We start from the raw sequence: 19,769 nt of genomic DNA on the forward strand, positions 1-19,769 counted from the left end.
TATAATAGTCTATACGCTCCCTTTCCAAGTGGGGTCTGGTACGAATTAACGCTAACGTGCGAAGGAAATTCTCTTCAGCTTCAAATTGAAGTTCCTTCAACCGGTGATAGCTGGGAACTGAGCGCGACAGATCCTTTTCCTAAGACCGGTCAGTTTGGGCTGCTAATGGGGAATGAGCCCAACGCAAGCTGGGACTGGATATCCGTCTCAACAGGCGCTGGCCCTGTTGATAGTACGATGATCTCATGGATGTATACTGACGATATTGAACTTGGAAATGGCAACATGGCATTTGAATCCGGTGAACAGACTGACTTATATCTTCAGCTGTCAAACCCGGAGAGTACTCCTCTCACAAATACTTTCGCAATTCTTCAGAGCCTTTCACCAGAAATTGTTGTTAATAGTAATTATGATGATTTCGGGAATATTCCGGTGGGTGGTCAATCCTGGGGCACAGGCGGCTATGAGTTGATTGCACCCGCTTCAACACCGGAAGAACAGGCATATCCCATGCAGCTTACCATCTTCGCGGATGGAGGATACATGAATACCGTAGAATTCAGTATTCCTGTGGGCTGTGGAATAAACTGCGACGTCGAATCCGGAACCGATCAGTGGTCATGGAATGCGGTAGAGTCCGGATGGCTGGACAACTGGCACATTTCTTCCAAAAGAAATCATACAACCGATGGAACACTGAGTTTCAAGTGTGGTGATACCGGCTCGGGGGACTATGACAATCATCTTTTCTCTGCGCTTACCTCACCGTTGCTGAATGTTCCCATAGGCGGTGATATTTCTTTCTGGACCTGGATCGATGCCCAGATTCCATTGGATAGTAGAACAGGAATTTACGCATTTGATGGAGGTCTGCTGCAATTTGGCCGCTGTGGTACCTGGATTAACCTTGAGCCTTCAGGTGGTTATCCCTATGAGATCATACCTTCTTCTACCGGACCTTTCGAGGAGGGTACTGGCATCTTCTCCGGGCAATCCGGATGGTTATTGTGGACACTCAGAATACCCGATTCGCTTGCAGGCCCCGGGCAGCTGCGCTTCGTCTTCGGGAGTGATGACACCGGAACACGGGAGGGGCTATATATTGATGATATTCTTATTCAAGGATCTGTTGGGATAGAGGAACCTGAGCGCTGGGGATATTTCACTCCTGTGTTTTCGGCATATCCTAACCCATTCAGAGAAAGTTTGACATTCTCCGTCTCAGGTCTCCCGGAGGGAGAAGTGAACTTGGAGATATTTGATCTTGCTGGAAGGATGATTGCATCTTCAGAATTAATTGATACAGGGGAAGTAAGAACAATGCTGTGGAGAGGGCAGAATATCCCTTCCGGGATTTACATATCAAGGGTGTACATACAGGGTTCTGAAGATTTGATTCAACACATTGTTAAACTCGATTAGAGTCTGAGAGCATTCGCTATTGTGATATTTCGGTAGATATCAGTCATCTCACATTTATTATATGTTCTGCAAACTCTGTAATTGTAGAAAGTGACGTGATTCCAATCAGTCGGGGATGTAGGAACCTCCGTCAGAATGATAAATCTCAATCGTAGAGAAGCGCATCGCCCTGAGCTGCTGGAGCAGGTCTTTGACTATGCCTCTCAGGTCAGCTTCTTCCCATCCGGCATAGAACCTGGCTGAAACTCGTGCCCTTGCGTCAAGCACGAGCAACGAAGGGGAAGAACATACATTAAATCGATTGGATACTATTCCCCTGTTATCTATTATCACCGGGAATTCAATTCCCCAGTCCTCTACAATACCGAGTAACTCATCTATGGAGGTTTCGTCCGTTTGAACAGCAGTAATAACGGCAAGCGGTTCATCGCTGAATTCTTCCTGGATTTGCTCGAGCCGGGAGAAGTATTGCAGGTCGGAAAGAGTTGAAAGCCTGCAGAAGAAAATTACTACTACGTGCTTGCTCAGCTGGTCGTAAAGACTGAGAGGCTCACTTGCGTTAAGCCATATATGATCCACCGGAAAATCCCCTACATTGGAAAGTACATTCTCGACGGGAAGTTCCGGCCCCAGGTCGAAGAGAAAACCAATAATGAAAGCTGTTGCGATCATCGCGACAATAAAAATAACGGTAGACCGTACTCTCCTGCGGTTTAAATCAGATTTTGGAAGTTCCTGTGAATAGTATTTCAGAAGAGTCACCCGTCTCTTTCAATCTCTAGATTTGCGAACCTGGCGGCTGTTATAACTTTCTGCACCGCTATATTATGCTGTCTTGAAGCTTTTGCGCAATCCTCATACTCCGGCTCCGCTCGAAGCAGCTTCCCTTCCAGGAATGCCCTTTTCATCCTGATTGGACCGAATCTGGTCTCAACCGTACGGAAATCCCTGTTCAGTACAGCTCTTTCAACAGTGCTGAACCTCATTCCCAGGGTTGAAGTATTTCGGAATATGCACTCAATAACATCTTCTTTCCTGGATACAGGGCATAGTACTGTTACTTCCATTGAGGGTCTTCCCTTTCTGCCCAGGCACAGTGTGGCGTAACAGTCAAGAGCTCCCGTTTCAAGTATTCTTACAGCAGTATCAGGCCAGATTCTTGCATCCATATCGTCCATGATAGTTTTTATTTCGATGCAGCTGTCATTGCTCCAGAGGGCATCACCCAGTGTTTCGCCGATGGTAACGCGGAGAAGATTCGGTCGCTGAAGATCCTTTGTCCCGGCACCCATTCCCGTTGATTGCGGCACCATGCGAGGGTGAGGGTTCTTCCAGGATTCAACTGCCGTTACCAGAATTACTGTTCCGGTTGGAGTAGCAATTTCACCTTCGATTCCTGAAGGTGTTGTTGGAATACCTTCAAGAATACGCATTGTGGCGGGAGCAGGTACAGGGAGGGTGCCATGAGCGCATGTGACCGTTCCCGTACCTGTTGCGACGGATGAAGCGTATACTTCTTCTATTCCCAGAAGGTAGAGGCCACAGAAGGATCCGACAATATCAATAATGGCATCCATAGCTCCGGTTTCATGAAAATGAACCTTACTTATAGAAATACCGTGAGCATGTGATTCTGCCTCCGCAAGTTTGCGAAAGGCTTCGCTGCTTTTATCTTTGACGTACTCAGGCAGCTCTGATTCCGAGATAATCCGAAGAATATCTGAAAGATGTCTGGCAGAAGACTCCTCAGGAACGCTGACCGTAACAAGGGTTCCCTGCAAATTTTGCTTTAGGACTTTTTCTGTTGACAGTTTCCAACCCTTCAGATCAAGTTTCCGAAGCATTTCTTCCAGATGGCAACTATCCAGGCCGCAGTCCACCAATGCCCCAAGAATCATGTTCCCGGAAACACCGCAGAAAGGATCAAAAACAGCTATCCTCATTGTAATCCTCTTGTCCAGCAGACAGTACATTCGTATTTCAGCATTGTATCACAAGGAACCTGCTGAATCTATAGAAAACTAAGCCAGAGAATTGTTTCAGGATAATCTTCTGGCATTCCTTACTAGTAAACATTACTACATAATATAAGCTTCTGAACGGTTGTAATACTATAGGAGGCATTTTGTCCATACCCGGAATTCTTGAAGATAAACTGTTTAACAGTGGATGTTGCGGTATACTGTTTTCGGGTGGCTACGACAGTGAAGTGCTTATGAGGTCTGCGGTTAAGGTTATTGGAGCTTCTAACGTTCTGTCTCTTACAGCGGATACCGAACTGCTGGCGGGATTTTACAGAGAACGTATTCGTATTGTTGCCAGGGAACTCGGCATTGAGCAGTTGTTTGTTCCACTGGATATGCTATCCATCGAGGAATTTGTACTGAATGATGACAGACGATGTTATATCTGTAAAAGGGAGTTATTTACCAGGCTGAAGGCGGAGGCTGTTTCAAGAGGCTTTAGAACTATCATGGACGGAACAAATACTGATGACGTGAACGAATCCCGTCCGGGTCTTGTTGCCGCGGCTGAGACAGGAATTGTTCATCCTTTCATTGAAGCCCGGATGGGTAAAAAAGAAATTGCTGACATAGGAGCTTTTCTTGGCATCACTGGACATCCATCCGACTCCTGCCTGGCAACGAGGATTTCCGATGGAGAACGAATTATCTCCGAGCAGCTTCACCTGATAGAAGAAATGGAAGCACCCCTTCGCCCCTCAGTCAAGGGCAGATTCCGTGTAAGAACTGGAACCGGCAGGCTATTGGTGAATTACTCAGAGATTGATAAGAAGCTTATCGAAGAATATCTGGAGCATCTGAAACGGATTGCGGAAAAATCAGGATATAAGATTCAACTGAATCAGCTGGACCGATAAGGTCATTCCTTTTTCAGGTATCTGTAATAACTGTTCAGTGTATATATCGCGGCAAGGGGATTATGTCCGGTGATACGGTCCTTCGCAACAAGAACTGTACAGAACGCTTCGGAGTACTTGAAAAAGACAGAATCATGCCCAACGCACAGCCCCATCACAATATTGAATTCGGTGCCAGCTTTGTTAAGGGCAAGTGCCTGGAGTATGGGATTGCACATGGATTCGTTGGTTCCAGGTCTTATTTTCTCATGATCCTTAACGCCTATTTCCTCCTTGGGAATTCGTCCGGCTTTGCACATGACCGAAACCACCCGGAAGCCTTTATCGGAAAGGAAAGATTCCACTATAGCAGCTTCTCTTGACAGGCCTGTGCAGAATACGAGACCCAGTTTCGAGTAATTCATCCTTCCTGCGAATTCGGCTATCTCAAGTATTCTGGGTTTTGCAGGTTTCGGAGCAGTATTCCCGGGCTCCCTTTCCGAGTAACCTTCACCCTCCTGCACTGAAGCTTGAAGCGCAAATTCTCTGATAGGGGAATCACGGTATTCATTTCTGACCTCATCAATGAGATAGTTGTTACGAGTAGGGCATGTTGCCGGGCTTTTTCCATTCTCGACAGAGCACAATCGTTCTTCTTTTGGGAAAGGGCAACTCGCGCAGGACGGATAGGATTCTTTCATTTCTACACCCATTCCCGGCTCCGTAGAACTTCTACAAATAAATCGGGATTTTCAGGAGACACTACAATTGTTCCCACGGTTCTTTCGATAATCACACAATTCTTGAAATCGGTTACATACGCTTTGAAAGATCCAAGCTTTCCGCTTCTATATTTCCCTGAAAAGCTGTACAGTCCCCCGTTGCCCAATATTCTTATTGATCCTGTCATGGCCTTCGGATCGTATTCAACTGACGAAAGCATGCTTATATCTATATCTGAGTTCCACAGGAGTCTTCTTATACGGAGAGTATTTCCCGAAATAGTGTAACCCCTTACAGTAAACAGAAGACAGATAAACACGATTAACAACGGTACGCCCATATACAGCAACATTGTAACAACTGTTGAAGCGCGGCCGGAATGAGCCATCCCGCCGAATACTCCCAACAGGAGTACAGTAGCAAGTGTGCTTATTACTTTAAGCATAGTTCCCCAGGGCGCGTTGAAGTACCTTTCCACATTCGACATACAATCCTCCATCAAAGGTTACTCATACTAATCTATTTATAATGCGTTTTCGTTACAAACCCCCGCTCTTTTCATATGCAAAAGAATTGGATATTACTCTACTTACTGTTGCTTCAGGAATGTTCACGAAAACAGGGAAGGAAAAGATGACGGCAAGACAGTTTTTTCAATTGGATGAGCTTGGCACAACCTGGAAGACTGAAACAATTGCAGGAATTACAACCTTTCTTACAATGGCATACATTATCGTAGTTAATCCCGCAATCCTATCAGCTGCAGGTATTCCCAGAGGGCCATCAATGGTTGCCACAGTATTGAGTGCATTTGTGGGAACAATGCTTATGGGTGTGTACGCTAAACGCCCCTTCGCCGTTGCTCCCTATATGGGGGAGAACGCCTTCATAGCTTATACAGTTACAGGTGTTCTTGGATATTCCTGGCAGACAGCCCTGGGAGCCATCTTCATAGGAGGGGTGTTGTTTACAGTTCTATCTCTGGCCGGAGCCAGAAGCTGGCTCGCGAATTCTATCCCCTCAGGACTTAAAATTGCATTTGCCGTTGGAATAGGTCTTTTCCTCTGCTTTGTCGGTTTGAATTTTGCAGGAGTTGTGATACTTGGAACCCCCGATGCTCCGGTTACGCTGGGAGATATAAGCAGCACGACTGTACTTCTGTCTATAGGGGGGCTCTTTCTCATGATAGTATTGCTTGCGCTGAAGGTCAGGGGGGCCCTTCTGATCGGGATTACAGTAACAACCGTTGCGGCTTTAATTACCGGGTCTGCTTCTGCTCCGGACAGCATCGTGAGCATGCCACCCTCGATTTCCGGAATATTCATGAAATTTAACCTGTCCGGAGCCCTTACCTGGGGATTTATATCAGTTCTGTTGACGGTGTTCATTATGGATTTTGTTGATACTATGGGTACTCTTCTCGGGCTTTCGTACAGGGCGGGATTACTAGACAAAGACGGCAACCTTCCGGAAATACAGAAACCAATGCTTTGCGATGCAATTGCAACAGTTGTTGGCGCCGTGTTTGGAACAACCACCACAGGAACGTATCTCGAATCCGCGTCGGGAATAGAGGCGGGAGGGAAATCCGGTTTCACCGCTGTGGTGACAGCATTTCTTTTCCTGCTTGCGCTGTTCCTGACACCGGTTCTTACTATAGTTCCCGCTTGTGCCTACGGACCGGTTCTCATCGTAGTTGGGATGCTGATGCTGAAACCTATAACCGGATTGAAATTCGACGATATGACTGAGCTCGCACCCGCGTTTCTGACCATCGTTCTAATGAGTTTCACATACAATCTTGGTATAGGCATTACCGCGGGTCTTCTAACGTGGCCGCTTTTCAAGATTGCTGCAGGAAAACGGAAAGAAGTACCTGCGGGCCTATGGGTGCTTTCAGTGCTGTCTCTTGTATACTACATGTATGGAGCGTGATAGTTAAGCATTAACAGGAGCAGTGCATACAGGGGTCTCCAATATGGAATAGAATTGATTTAGTTATTGTATTTATTTAGCAATTAAATGAAATACATACCGATTTACAAACCGCATAGGGTTTTCACAAGTGACCAGAAGTTACGTCCGACCCCATGAAAGGAGGTATCCTGCATGGATGAGGAAGAAAGCAGAATCCCCGAGGAAGTCAAGGGAGAAAGACTTCTTCAGGAAAGCAGCTACGAGAAAGCGGCGGAATTTTTTCAACAGGCAGCCGAAAATCACCCGAATCATAGGAGCCGACTGTACCACAGGTCCGCTGTAGCCTTCTGGAAGGCCGGAATTTTCGATAAAGCTGCCGGTAAATTCAAAGCTGCGATTCAAAGCTGCCGCCAGGAGGAGAACAAAGCAAGCGAGGCAAGGAATATCCTTGGCCTGGGAGCAAGTTACCACGGGCTTAACCGGATGTCTGAGGCTTACAGGGTTACGCACGACGCGCTGATAGCAGCGGAGGAAAGCGGAGACCTGAAGATAGTAGCCGATGCTACTAACTGGCTTGGAATTATCTGCAAGGACCAGGGGGATTTCTCCCTTGCTGTAGAGCATCATGAAAAGGCGCTTGATCTAAGCAGGAAACTTGGAAACGATTATGATCAAGCCAGTTCACTCAACAGCCTTGGTCTGGCGTACTACCATATGGAGAATTACCAGAAGGCCATGGTATGTTTTGACGAAGCCCTCGAATTACAGAGAAATAAAGATGATTCATGGGGTCTTCCTGACACACTGAACAGCATAGGCATGACGCTGAAAAAAATGGGAAAACCGGAGGAAGCCCTGGATAACTACATCGAAGCCCTGGAAGCGAGAAAAAGAGCAGGAGGAATGGCTCAGACAGCGAATATCCTTAACAATATGGGAAACCTGTATCTATCCATGGGGAAGATAGACAAATCCATAAATTGTCATAAGGAAGCTCTTGCCATACGTGAAGAAATCTCAAGCAGAAATGGTATGGCATCATCACTTCTTAACCTTGGCGAAGCATGGAAGAAAGCGGGAAAACTACACAAATCCGCGTCAAGTCTTGAGAGATGTCTCAGCTATCAACAAAACAACAAACCCGATGAAACGATGATGGATACTATTGAGATGCTGGCCGAAGTCAGAAACAGACTGGGAGACAATGAGAGGGCATACGAGTTAAATGTACAGGCTTTGGAGATGTCAAAAAACCTCTACCGAGATCAGGTTGAAAAAAGGTTGATTGAATCAAGAGGAATTCTTGAGACTGAGCACAGAGTCAGGGAAGCGAAGCTTCTTAGAAGCAAGAACCGCAAGCTGGAGGATCTTTCAGATATGCTGTCGGCCCAGAAGGAACAGCTTCAGCTTATACTGGATTATGTTCCGGCGGTGATAGTGTTTATTAATAACGAAGGAACCGTAATCAGATTAAACAGATACGCGTCCCGCCTTATAGATAAAGAACCAAGGGAACTTGTAGGAGGTAAGGCGGAGGAGTTCTTTGGATCTCTGGGGAAAACCCTCAGGAATCGGTCCGAAAGAGATGACGGAGATACTTCAGAGCCACTGCTTAACAGTGAAGAAACGATTCCCCTGAAGGACGGAGACCATCATTACCTTTGTCACCGTGTTCCATTCAAAGGGATAGAAAGCACGTTTGATGGTGTTGTTGTGTTCGCCATTGATATTACGGAAGAAAAAATGGCGGAAAAGAGAAAGAAAAAACTCCAGGAATTTGCCGGCAAAGCAAAAAGGCTTGAAAGTCTTGGATACCTTGCTGGCAGTATAGCTCACGATTTCAACAACCTTCTGCTGGATATAATGAGCAACGTTGAACTGGTTATAGGACGAACAGGTGACGTTAAGTCGAGGAACAACCTGGAAATGGCATCCGGCAGCGCAAGGCGCGCCGCATCACTTTGCAATCAGCTGCTTGCCTTCTCGGGAGGTGGCAACTCCATTTCAAAACAACTTGATCTTTCCTCCGAAGTTGGGTTTATTCTAAAATCCCTTACTTTTGATCCGGAGATGCATTTTGAGTTTAACACAAATTTGGATAAAGATTTGCCACATATCGACGTATCACCTTCCCAGCTGCGACTTGCTCTTGGGAATCTCATGGCCGTTCTGGATGAGGGGATAAGTGATACCGATAAAGTGGACATTGTCACCGGAAAGGTACACGCCGACAGAGAGTATCTGAAAGAAGCAGTGCACGGTACCGATTTGCACGAAGGTGATTATCTTTTCCTGGAGGTTGGCAGTACTTCGAAAAAATTCTCGAGTGATGAACTCAGAAACATGTTTGACCCCTTCACATCTGGAGACGTTCTGAAGACGGATTTGAGAATGCCAGCTGTTCATGGTATTCTGAAATCACATGGCGGATTCATGGTCTTTTGCCAGTCTGAAAAACCGGGGGGGGCGATAAGACTGCATTTTCCATGTATACCTGCGATTGCATCTGAAGAGGAGCGTTCGAAGCCGGAAACTCTGAAAAAGATTAATGAAGATGATACGCTTTAGTGATTAACGTTGTTGAGGAGTTATATAAATGTCTTTTAGAATACGTATCCTGTTCAACGATACCGCGCGGCGGACAGATCTTGCCACCGGAATCGGTTTCAGTGCCCTTATTGGTGATGACCTCCTTTTTGATACAGGTAATGACGGAGGAAGTCTTCTTGCGAACATGACGGTTCTTGGCATTGATCCCATTGAAATTAACACAGTTGTTATCTCACATGACCACTGGGATCATACGGGAGGACTTACAGGTCTGCTTTCCATTAAACCGGGTATCACGGTTTACGGGTGCCATGGATTCAGTGAAGAATTGAAACAGACAATTAAACTGAAAAATGGAGTTTTCGAATCCTGTGCCGGATATCGGCAGATAGGACCGGGCATTTTTCTGACCGGAGAGATACCCGCTGACTACAAGGGATCTTATCTGGCCGAACAGGCCATGGTCCTCCAATCGGAAAAAGGAATTTCCATCATTACAGGATGTGCTCATCCAGGTATCGTAAGAATTGTCGATAATGTAAAAGAACATTTCTCGGCTGACTCGATTCATATTGTTGGAGGGGGGTTTCACCTTCATCATCATGACAAAAGGGGACTTCGTGAAGTGCTTCAGCAATTGGCCACGAGAAATATTTCCTTCTTCGCTCCGATGCATTGTACGGGAAACAGAGCGATAGAAGCTTTTGCGGCGATGTTCGGAAGCCGCGCGAAAATACTGGCATCGGGGGATTCCATTGAAATCTAAGTTGCTAATGAATAAGAACAGAACAGAATACTTCTGGCACGATCTATCAACAGGTATGAGATTTCTTACGGTCCTTATTCTGCTGTTCCTGTCAGTCTCGGATGTTCGTTCGAAACCCTGGTGCAGCGTCTCCTCCGGTCTGGATATGAGCTACCTGTACTGGGAACATGGAGGAGATTGTGTATGGGGCTTCCAGACAGCCTTCGGGCCGCGTCTGTTTGGTGATCTTTATTTTCGGGCCAAGGTTACAATTCCCATTCCTTTCTTTGTAATTATCGGAAATCAGATGAACATCGGAGGGGAGTTCTCCTACCTGCCTGTAAACCCGGAACAGGGATTTGCCGTTGAAACCTCACTTGGAGCCGCATGGAGCCTCATGTGGCCGGAGGATCTAATAGTGATCCTGGCTGACGGAGAGAGTACTGACCCGCCGAGGGAGGAAGCCTATGACGGGGCAAATGGCATCAGACTGGAAGCTCTGTGCAGCCTGGGGTACAAATTCGGCAGGTGTGGGTTCTGGCTTGATCTGGGAGCAGATCACCGCATAATGGAAGTAACAAGAACTGTTAGCGGAGCTTCAGAAGAAGGCAATTATACATTCACAGGCCCCCACATAGGTTTAACCTGTGACGTGTATTTCTGATTCTGGTTGGAGTTACTGCCCAAGAAGGATTATCCTTTTTGATAAAACATCTGATTCGTTACCGATGGCAACCGCGAAATAAACTCCGGGTTCGCAGCCTTCCGGATTCCACAGAAAAACGTTTGACTGTTGATACTGCGATGGAATTATCTGAACCAGCCTTCCCGAGATGTTGTAGATGCTGATTTCAGCAAGTACGGAAACTCCGCACAGTTCTATTCTGACCGAAGCCCCGGCCGGATTAGGTGAAACGTGCATTGCCTGTTCCGTGGCAGGAGGATCTTCCTCAATTCCCGTTGGTGCTATTTCAAATCTTACGGCATCCGCCACGATTACCTGTCCCGGAGTGCAGCCTTCACTGGAAATTTCAACCCATCCGAATGTTCCTTCATGGAAAGCGAAAGTACCGAGTTTGTACCACTCCTCTCCGCCGATACTCTGGTCAACCGTAAAATTACTCTCTCCATTGTGGTGATGAACGGTGAGCTTTGCGTCGGTTGTCCTGTTTGGACCCGATACCCACCAGAGAGAGATATCGTACCAGCCGGAAACAGGTATGTAAGGATTCCATCGTCCTGTATTGATATCGTCCGAGACTGTTATCCAGGCGTAGTCCGGGCCGAAAGGAACACCAAAACAACCGGTATCCCACTGCCCCGGACCTTCCGTTGAGAAAAGCGGGTATGAGTTGTCCACTACTCTGCTGAGGTACGAGGGGGTCACCGGTGACAGCATATGTTCACATACTCCGGCACAGTAAGCCCAGCCCTCGATTCCTTCGTGATCCTGCCACTGGGTAAAAAGTCTCCAGGATTCGTTCCACTGAACGATGTAGTCAAGGAACGAAGCCTCTCCCAGAATCGATGGCATATTCGTGTACTTAATCACATAAAATCCGGCTGTTTTTACGCCTCGGTCGATATAACCGAATGCATTAAGAATGTAAGGATGGGTTATATCCCTGAAGTCGAAGGATTCCGGGAAGCCGTCCTGGTAGCAGTACGTCTCCGTACCCTGAGTTGATCCGTTGAATGCGTTATGATGAATGGATATGAATCTGTCGTAACCACCCGCGTTGGCGTATGCGACTCTATCGGCAAGTGAAACGTATTCATCAACAAGCCTTGTCATGGCAACAATATCACACTCGGGCAGCTGCTCAAGATACGACCTGACAAGGTAGGCCACGTCAAGATTGGCTTCCTTCTCCGTGTAATAAATGCCAACAGCGCCATTATCAGAGCCTCCGTGTCCCGGATCAAGGCACACGGACCAGGCGAGTATACACCGCGCAATAAACAACAGGGGAAGAAAAAAGCGCATCATTCGTCCGGAACTGCGACAAGAGTACCGGAAGTGGCGTCAATTGCGTAAACGGCGCTATCAATAACTACCGGATGGATCTCATGAATATCGGGAGTAAATGAAATTTGCTGGTTTACTCCATCCGGAGACACAAGCCATATTTCACCCGAAGTGATACGGAGTCCGTCATCGGAAGCTACGCTGTAAAGAAACGATTCCCTGTCCTCCCACCAGAAGGGGTGAGAACCCTCAGCAAGAGATGTACATGCTCCGTCGGCAGGGGATACTTTTACGATCTCACCTTCCAGGGAGGGGGATACGATCAAATCAGATCCCTCGAAGGTCACGAAAACAGGATTGTAGAACCTGTAATCGGAGGAGAGAACCGACACAACTCCATCGTCGATATTCAGAATGCAGATTCTGTCACTGCTATCGCAGAATACGACACGGACACCTGAGGCATCAACAGAGATAGTATGTGATTCAAGCTCTATGCCGGTTGATATTCCATTCTCATGAAGGTATCCGTCGGCTGTGAACCAGAGATTTCCCAGGCTGTCAAAGACAGGTTTTCCACCTTTTTCGTAAGGACCGTAAGCTTCGATGACAGAAGCCGGTGAAAAAAGCAGAATGTATTCAGAACCACTGCGTCTTATGCATAAGGCAGCTGAATCTTCGAAGGAGGAAGGGGCTGAGCAGCACCGTGATTCATCCCACGAGCAGGGGACAGCCCTGGCAGTATTTTCACTTTCAAGGTACAGTACCTTTCCGTAGCCCCATGGAACGGCCAGCATGCCGCTGCTAAACGGAATTATTAAAGCAAGACCCGCGCCGTTGTAATTGAACTCCGTGACATACAAATCCCCTGAAGGAACTGATATGAAAGCGAGAACGGAAAGCGCAACAGGAATTGTCATATGCCGCGGACGATGACGAAATCCGCCTGGCCGGTTTCCCAGGACTCATCCTCACCCACTATACAGACGGTGAGATACGATACTCCCGGCTCCAGCTGATCGGGGATTCCGGAGCGGTAATCGCTGTGAAAACTCCCGCAGACGAACACACAGCTGATTCCCTTTATCGAGGATGCCATTACGGCATCCTTCAGGAGCTGGGCTCGGTACATGTTAACCGGGTTCATGGGCATGGTTTGCATCTGGTCTCCTATGGCGTCCATGGTTCCAAGGAATTGCTGCCTGTAGAAATCGTTAGTGGAATCGATGCTGATTTCCTCGAAGAAATCGGAACCATCTGCTTCCCTTAGACCCATCCATCCGTTTCTTGCAACCGTTGCCGCAAAGTGTCGCGGTACATTGGCCGCGACAACATTTAGACCATTCTGCGCAGCGTGTTCTACCATGGGGTGGTAAGCTTCCATGTAGTTATTCCAGGGTCTGGCCGATTCAAGAAGCTCATCAAGGCCAAGTTCTCCTGCAATGTAAGTGTCGAGCAGCTCCTGCACATCGGTCTCGAACATCTCAAGAGCAAGGGATCTTTCATCGGAAGCAAGGTTAGTCCAGATGAACAGTTCCCATTCATGAGCGAGAGCGTCATCGTGCTTTTCCCCGATGAATACTACCTGAACGTTTTCAAGCATGTTTATCATCTCTTCGGAGGATACGGTATTTCCTTCGTGGTGTATTATTCCGTTTGGGGGCGAAAGCGCAAGTAGAGCAACAATTAAAAGTTCCAAAATCATCTCCCTTTTAAAGAATAACTTATATCCCAATTAAAATATAGTGAACTGAGATGACCCGGCAAATCCAACAGTTCTGAAAAGTGTCTCATCCGATGCGAATTCCCGGACGTGACATAATACTCCCAGGGGAATATTCTATAACGTACAAGGTATCATCAGAAATACAAACAGATCGGAGAAAACAATGAAAGCGTTAACAAATCTATCGGCAATGACAGTTATCCTTCTCATAACCGTTTCAGGATGCCTGGCTGAGACTAGCGCATTGTTACTTGAAGCGCAGCCGATAACGGATGAGCATGCTGTTCAGAACCTGGTCAAAGGCAATAACGAATTCGCGCTGGATCTGTATGAAAAAGTATGCGATATACAGGAATCGGATAACATCTTTTTTTCCCCTTACAGTATATCTTCGGCACTTGGAATGACCTACAATGGAGCCAGAGGACAAACGGCCGTTGATATGGCTCTGGTGCTGCACTTTACGTTACCCGTAGAGGCAGTCAACAGGGCATTCCATTCCTTAACCGAAACTCTGAGTTCGGCCGATTATTTGGGAGCAGAGTCAGGACATCCTTTCACTCTTTCCATATCCAACGGTTTATGGGTTCAGAATGGTTTTACCCTTCTCGATGAATACGTTGATGAAGTAACCCGGTATTACAGCGCCGCAGTCAGAAACCTTGACTTCATTGATGCTTCCGAACATTCGCGGGAAATAATAAACGACTGGGTTGCTGAGAGTACCATGAATAGAATAATGGATTTAATTCCTCCCGGGGTGCTGAAAGAGGATACCAGGGTCGTACTGACTAATGCTGTTTACTTCAAGGCTTCGTGGAGAAGACCTTTTGATGAAAGCATTACATTTGATGCTCCGTTCACGCTGATAGACGGATCCGAGATCGATGTTCCGATGATGAACCAGACGAACTATTTCAACTTCATTTCCACCGAAGGATGCAGCGCAGTTGAGCTTGATTATGCCGAGGGCAACGCAGGCATGCTTATACTTCTTCCCGATGGAGATATTCGGGAATTCCAAAAGGATCTCGACGCTGACATGCTTGAGACGATCAGAAGAAGGCTTTCATCATGTAACGTATCCCTATCCTTGCCAAGGTTCGAGTTTTCGCGAAGCATGCAGCTGAGCCAGATTCTTAAAACACTTGGAATGGAATCCGCCTTCGGAGGAGGAGCTGATTTCAGCGGTTTTACGGGAAGTCCGGACCTATTCATTTCGGAGGTTCTGCACAAGGCTTTTGTTAAGGTTGACGAAGAGGGCACGGAAGCAGCGGCAGCTACGGCAGTAATTATGGGCCTTACTGCGATACCTGCGCAACCGGTTGAGATGAATCTTAACCGGCCGTTCATGTTCTTCATACTGGACACGGAAACCGGTTCCATTGTTTTCATGGGAAGGGTAATGGATCCTTCGATGTAAGTAAAGGCGTGATGTTTTCATAGTAACATCTATTGACTTACAGTTCAAATAGCAGTTTAATACGATTGTAATTTTCTGAAGGAATGACAATGGTATTTCGGATGAACGACATAGGTGATGAATACATTGATGCTCTCAGCGGTTTATGTAATCGCCGATACATGAACATGGTATCCTTTGAGTACATCCGAGAAGCGGACCGCGAAAACAAATCTCTGTCAGTAGTCATTATCGATCTTGATCATTTCAAGAACATCAACGATACATACGGTCATTCCATGGGGGATACCGTTCTCATCGAATTTGCTCATTTCCTTCAGGATCTTTTGAGAGAAAATGATACTGTTTTTCGCTACGGTGGCGACGAGTTTGTCTGCTTACTTCCGGATACTGAATACAGGAATGCAGAGAAAATTTCTCTCCGTTTCCTTGATCAGTGCCATTCCAGAGAATTTGCCAGGATTAAGATGACTTACAGTATTGGTATAGCATCCTACCCTTCGGACGGTAACAACTGGCTGTCGGTTTTCAATGCTGCCGATCAACGTCTCTACAGCGCTAAGAGGCACGGTAGAGACAGAATTGGTTCCTTCAGCAAAGAGAGCAAAAAAGTAGATACCCCGATAAGAGAGATAATTGGCCGGGAAGAAGAGATCGTCAGGATCACCAGCGCTATTAACAAAAAAGTCGATGGAGGAAGAGGAGCGGTTTGTATAAGCGGGGAGATCGGTGTAGGCAAAACACGACTGGTACACGAGATTGTAAATGATTTCGGTAATAAGAAAATTCCCTATTTGGAGAGTAATCTCTCGGCCACAACAAAGTCCATACCCTACTATCCATTCAGAGAAATTATCCGTAATGTTTTCAGAAAAAAAGGCAGCGGTTGTATTACCGGGATTCCTCAAGCTTTTCAGATAGAGCTGGTCAAAATCGTACCCGAACTGTCGGATGAACTGGTGAAGACGGATGATAGCGCATTCATACTTGACAAATTCAGGCTTTTTGAGGGCGTAAGACGATTTTTTGAGCGGCAGGCTTCAACAGCACCTCTTTTTGTATGCCTGGATAATATACACTGGGCCGATAACGGTTCTCTGGAACTATTCAGCTACATGGTCAGGTCATTGAAAGAAAGTCCAGTCTTTTTCTTTTTCATTTATCGCGTTGAAGAGGCCAGGGACGATCTGTTCAATAATCTATTGCAGTCGATGGAGCGGGAAAGACTTTATGACCTGATAGAGCTTGAACCGTTGGAGCTGGCTGATGTTGCCCGGATGATTTCATTCATGGTCGATACGGCTCCATCTCAGGAGCTTACCGCTTATATCTACAGGGAAACAGGCGGTAATCCATTCTTCATTGAGGAATTAATGAGATCCCTGGAATTGAATGGCGCGCTCATCTGGGATAACGGGGAAATTTTACTCAATGAGGATGTGAAGGTTGTTATACCCCATTCTGTAAAAGGCGTTGTCGACAGGAAAGTAAGCATGATCAGCCATGGGGCCTGTGAATTACTGGAGTATGCTGCGGTGATAGGCAGGGAGTTTGACTTTGTTCTGTTAAGTGAAGTAACCGGAATCAATGAAGAAAATCTTTTCGATCTTATTGATGAGATACGGGACATGAGGTTATTGAAGGAAATTGGTGAAGAGCGGTTCTGCTTTTCGGAGGACGTAATCAGAGAGGTCATATATCAGCAGATAAACACAAGAAAATTGACGCAATACCACCAAATGGTTGGAGACAGATTACTGAAGATTCATGGAGAACGTATCGAAGAAGCAGTGGACGAGTTATCATATCACTATTATCTGAGTGGAGATAAGGTAAAAGCAATAAAATTCAGCATAATCGCCGCGGAAAGAGCGAAAGATGCTTACGCTAACAGGGATGCAATAGAATTCTACAGTAAAGCCCTGGATTGCCTGGAAGATGTTGCGATTGAAGATGGTGAACCGAAAAAAATAGAGTGTTTGAGAAACCGGGCCGATGTGCTTGAAATGACTGGAGAAATAGAAAGGGCGCTTGAAGATCTGGATAAGGCGATAGGTATAGCAAGAGCGACAGGTAACAGGATAAAGGAAGCTGAATGCCTTCTCTCAATTTGCGACGTTTGCCAGAACAGGTCTCAGTACGATGAGGCTGAAAAGAAAGCTGACGAGGCTCTCAGTGTATATCGGGAGCTGAATGATAAAAAAGGAGAAGCGTCATGCTTCAATTGTATAGGTACTTCGTACTTGAGCCGCGGTAAATTCCCGCAGGCTTTGGATTATTACAATAGATCACTCAGTATACAGGTAGGAATTAACGATCTTAAAGGTAAGGCGAAGAATTTAAACAGCATCGGCATTATACATGGACAAAAAGGAAAATATCCTGAAGCTCTGAAGTGCTTTCAGAAAGCCATGGAGATCAAAACAGAAACCGGAGATCGTCGAGGTGTAGCAGCAAGCCTTAACAATATTGGCATTGTTCATGATCACATCGGTGACCATTCAAAGGCGCTGGATTTCTCTAAGAAAGCGTTGAAGCTGATTGAAGAACTGGGTGATCGAAGGGGAGAGGCAATAACGCTCAATAATATTGGTATAGGTTCACGCTGCCTCGGAGATATATCCACGTCTCTGGTTACTCTCCGGCGGGCTCTTCGAATAAGTGAGGAAATAGATTGTAGTAGAACAGAAGCAGCTGTTCTAATCAACATTGGTATTATCCATGATTACCTTGGTGAGTTGTCAAAGGCTCTGGAAACCTACAGGCGTTCGGTAAAGATACAGAAAATGATCGGTGATCGCGAAGGAGAAGCTGCGAGTCTCCTGAGTATAGGAGATATTCTCGTACAGCAGGGTATTTACGCTGAAGGTGAGAAATACTACCGTAGTGCTCTTGTGATTGCAGAAGAAATTGAATCGAAGATGCTCATGGCTTACATATATCTTGGTTTTACTTCACTCAATCTGGAAAAAGGTGATCTGACCGGTGCGGAAGAGAATCTGCGGCAGACCGTATCTGTTCAGGATGAATTGGCCTCAAAGGAAATAGATGCTCATATACATCACTGTTCCGGCAGGATCTATACGAAGAAGAAAAAGTGGAAAGAAGCTGAAACATCTTTCAGTGAATCAGAGAATGTTTTTATCAGTACAAAAAACAAATTCCAGCTCGGTCAGGTTTTCTACTATCATGGTTCGATGTTCTACGAATCAGGTGATGTGACCAATGCCGGAAAGAGCTTCGACAAAGCTAATAAGATATTCGGTGAACTTGGTGCGGCAGGATGGCTGGAGAAGACCGAATCCTTTCGGGGTCGGACGCCACTTGCGGCACTTGCAATTAGTAAAACGATACGTAAACCTCAATAGAAACATTCACTTTCCTTTCGGGGTCGGACGTCACTTGCGACACTTGCAAATAATAAAACGATACGTAAACCTCACTAGAAATATTGAATCACTCTGCCGTTTTGCTTTTTCCAGTTTCTTTTCAAACAATTCTCGCGAAACTTTCAAATCACTTCCCATCATGTCAAAAAGAAACAAGTGAACAGTCTTTTCATCATCATCGAGTTGCAAGTCTCTTTACGGAAATCTGTGATCTGAATATCGGGCGATTGATACTCGGCTCCAGGTATATATGGAAAAACTAATGGAAGCGTGGATTAGCTGGTATGGTTATATTAAGTTCTCAGATGTTTTTATTACAAGAATGTATAACTGGTAACAAAGATAGGGGAATCCTGATACTTATGAAGTACACTGCAGCAGTATTGATCGCCCTGTTTTCGCTTCTAATTCTGTCATGCGGCGCTGACAGTTCAGACGCCGAACAGGAATCTGTAGCTGAGGTTGCGTCCGAATTGGATACCGTTCCGGTTGAGAGCGCGATTGAACCGGTAAACGCGATCGATGAGCCGGGAGAATCTGCTTCCCAGCCCGGCGCAGATGACAACAAAGCAGACCATCTTCCGGCTGAAGCAGTCGCAAGCGATGAGGAATTATTCCTTATTGAGAATGGTCACGCAGGGCTCTTTGAGGTGGGGATGAGCAGTGAAGCAATCGAGAATATCGCACAGGCCTACGAAGATATCGAATTCGAAGAAGCAGATATAATGCTTGAAGGCACGCCTGCGCCTGTAATTAGGATTACGCTTCCCCGGGAAACATCGGAAGCTCTGGTTCTGGAACTCGATGGAGAGGATGCAGCCGTTTTCAGGATCAGAGTGAACTCAGAACGCTTCGTAACGGACAAAGGAATAGGAACCGCTTCAACATTTTCCGAGCTTCAGGCTAACTACGAGTTCGAAGGCGTGTTCTGGGGCGATGGCGGAAACCCACTTATCATTATCGAGGAATTGGAAGCTTCGGTTCTTCTGGAACCGGGTGACTGGTGGGTAATGGGAGAAGTGGAAGGAGAAATCCCACCGGA

At 46.3% G+C, this 19,769-nt stretch carries 16 protein-coding genes; 9 read left to right on the forward strand and 7 right to left on the reverse strand.

What is annotated here, in order from left to right:
* Window positions 1-1,425: T9SS type A sorting domain-containing protein (locus tag K8S15_04115; protein MCD4775220.1), on the forward strand; the 1,425-nt coding region annotated here is incomplete at its 5' end.
* A 105-nt stretch (window positions 1,426-1,530) separates the two neighbouring features.
* Here K8S15_04115 and K8S15_04120 read toward each other — a convergent pair.
* On the reverse strand, window positions 1,531-2,187 hold the full coding sequence (locus K8S15_04120) for a redoxin domain-containing protein (protein ID MCD4775221.1): 657 nt from the start codon (window positions 2,185-2,187) through the stop codon (window positions 1,531-1,533).
* Window positions 2,184-3,368, reverse strand: a complete 1,185-nt coding sequence (gene larC, locus K8S15_04125; GenBank protein MCD4775222.1) for a nickel pincer cofactor biosynthesis protein LarC — start codon at window positions 3,366-3,368, stop codon at window positions 2,184-2,186. The genes K8S15_04120 and larC overlap by 4 nt, the downstream gene beginning before the upstream one ends.
* Before the next feature lie 182 nt (window positions 3,369-3,550).
* On the opposite strand from larC, the gene K8S15_04130 reads away from it, so the two are divergent.
* Window positions 3,551-4,306, forward strand: coding sequence for a hypothetical protein (locus tag K8S15_04130; GenBank protein MCD4775223.1), 756 nt, complete (start codon window positions 3,551-3,553; stop codon window positions 4,304-4,306).
* A gap of 2 nt (window positions 4,307-4,308) precedes the next feature.
* Here the strand turns inward: K8S15_04130 and K8S15_04135 are convergent, their stop codons facing one another.
* Window positions 4,309-4,986 (reverse strand): DUF1847 domain-containing protein, encoded by a 678-nt coding sequence (locus tag K8S15_04135; protein ID MCD4775224.1) that lies wholly within the window; start codon window positions 4,984-4,986, stop codon window positions 4,309-4,311.
* 2 nt (window positions 4,987-4,988) lie between these two features.
* Window positions 4,989-5,495, reverse strand: a complete 507-nt coding sequence (locus K8S15_04140) for a PH domain-containing protein (protein MCD4775225.1) — start codon at window positions 5,493-5,495, stop codon at window positions 4,989-4,991.
* 146 nt (window positions 5,496-5,641) lie between these two features.
* Between K8S15_04140 and K8S15_04145 the strand changes: the two genes are divergently transcribed.
* The 4 genes from K8S15_04145 to K8S15_04160 all read left to right on the forward strand — a co-directional run bounded on the left by K8S15_04145 (window position 5,642) and on the right by K8S15_04160 (window position 10,884).
* The gene (locus K8S15_04145; GenBank protein ID MCD4775226.1) at window positions 5,642-6,943 is read left to right on the forward strand and encodes an NCS2 family permease; all 1,302 of its coding nucleotides are present in this window, start codon (window positions 5,642-5,644) and stop codon (window positions 6,941-6,943) included.
* A 174-nt stretch (window positions 6,944-7,117) separates the two neighbouring features.
* Entirely contained in the window at window positions 7,118-9,493 is a 2,376-nt protein-coding gene (locus K8S15_04150; protein MCD4775227.1) for a tetratricopeptide repeat protein, read from the forward strand.
* A 28-nt stretch (window positions 9,494-9,521) separates the two neighbouring features.
* A complete protein-coding gene (locus K8S15_04155; protein ID MCD4775228.1) occupies window positions 9,522-10,241 on the forward strand; it encodes an MBL fold metallo-hydrolase in 720 nt (239 codons plus the stop codon).
* Window positions 10,231-10,884: a hypothetical protein gene (locus tag K8S15_04160; protein MCD4775229.1), complete on the forward strand. Its 654-nt coding sequence runs from the start codon at window positions 10,231-10,233 to the stop codon at window positions 10,882-10,884. The genes K8S15_04155 and K8S15_04160 overlap by 11 nt, the downstream gene beginning before the upstream one ends.
* Window positions 10,885-10,896: 12 nt before the next feature.
* Here the strand turns inward: K8S15_04160 and K8S15_04165 are convergent, their stop codons facing one another.
* The 3 genes from K8S15_04165 to K8S15_04175 are packed head-to-tail and all read right to left on the reverse strand — an operon-like array spanning window position 10,897 to window position 13,888.
* Window positions 10,897-12,210: an N-acetylmuramoyl-L-alanine amidase gene (locus K8S15_04165; GenBank protein MCD4775230.1), complete on the reverse strand. Its 1,314-nt coding sequence runs from the start codon at window positions 12,208-12,210 to the stop codon at window positions 10,897-10,899.
* On the reverse strand, window positions 12,207-13,109 hold the full coding sequence (locus K8S15_04170; protein MCD4775231.1) for a hypothetical protein: 903 nt from the start codon (window positions 13,107-13,109) through the stop codon (window positions 12,207-12,209). Before K8S15_04170 ends, K8S15_04165 begins: the two co-directional genes overlap by 4 nt.
* Window positions 13,106-13,888, reverse strand: a complete 783-nt coding sequence (locus K8S15_04175) for a ChaN family lipoprotein (protein ID MCD4775232.1) — start codon at window positions 13,886-13,888, stop codon at window positions 13,106-13,108. The genes K8S15_04170 and K8S15_04175 overlap by 4 nt, the downstream gene beginning before the upstream one ends.
* Before the next feature lie 190 nt (window positions 13,889-14,078).
* Between K8S15_04175 and K8S15_04180 the strand changes: the two genes are divergently transcribed.
* The 3 genes from K8S15_04180 to K8S15_04190 all read left to right on the forward strand — a co-directional run.
* The gene (locus tag K8S15_04180) at window positions 14,079-15,338 is read left to right on the forward strand and encodes a serpin family protein (protein MCD4775233.1); all 1,260 of its coding nucleotides are present in this window, start codon (window positions 14,079-14,081) and stop codon (window positions 15,336-15,338) included.
* An 89-nt stretch (window positions 15,339-15,427) separates the two neighbouring features.
* Window positions 15,428-18,706 (forward strand): tetratricopeptide repeat protein, encoded by a 3,279-nt coding sequence (locus K8S15_04185; protein ID MCD4775234.1) that lies wholly within the window; start codon window positions 15,428-15,430, stop codon window positions 18,704-18,706.
* 383 nt (window positions 18,707-19,089) lie between these two features.
* A partial coding sequence (locus tag K8S15_04190; GenBank protein MCD4775235.1) for a hypothetical protein occupies window positions 19,090-19,769 on the forward strand: 680 nt, incomplete at its 3' end.

The organism is Candidatus Aegiribacteria sp. (assembly GCA_021108005.1).
In the GTDB taxonomy this organism is placed as follows: domain Bacteria; phylum Fermentibacterota; class Fermentibacteria; order Fermentibacterales; family JCC-6; genus Aegiribacteria.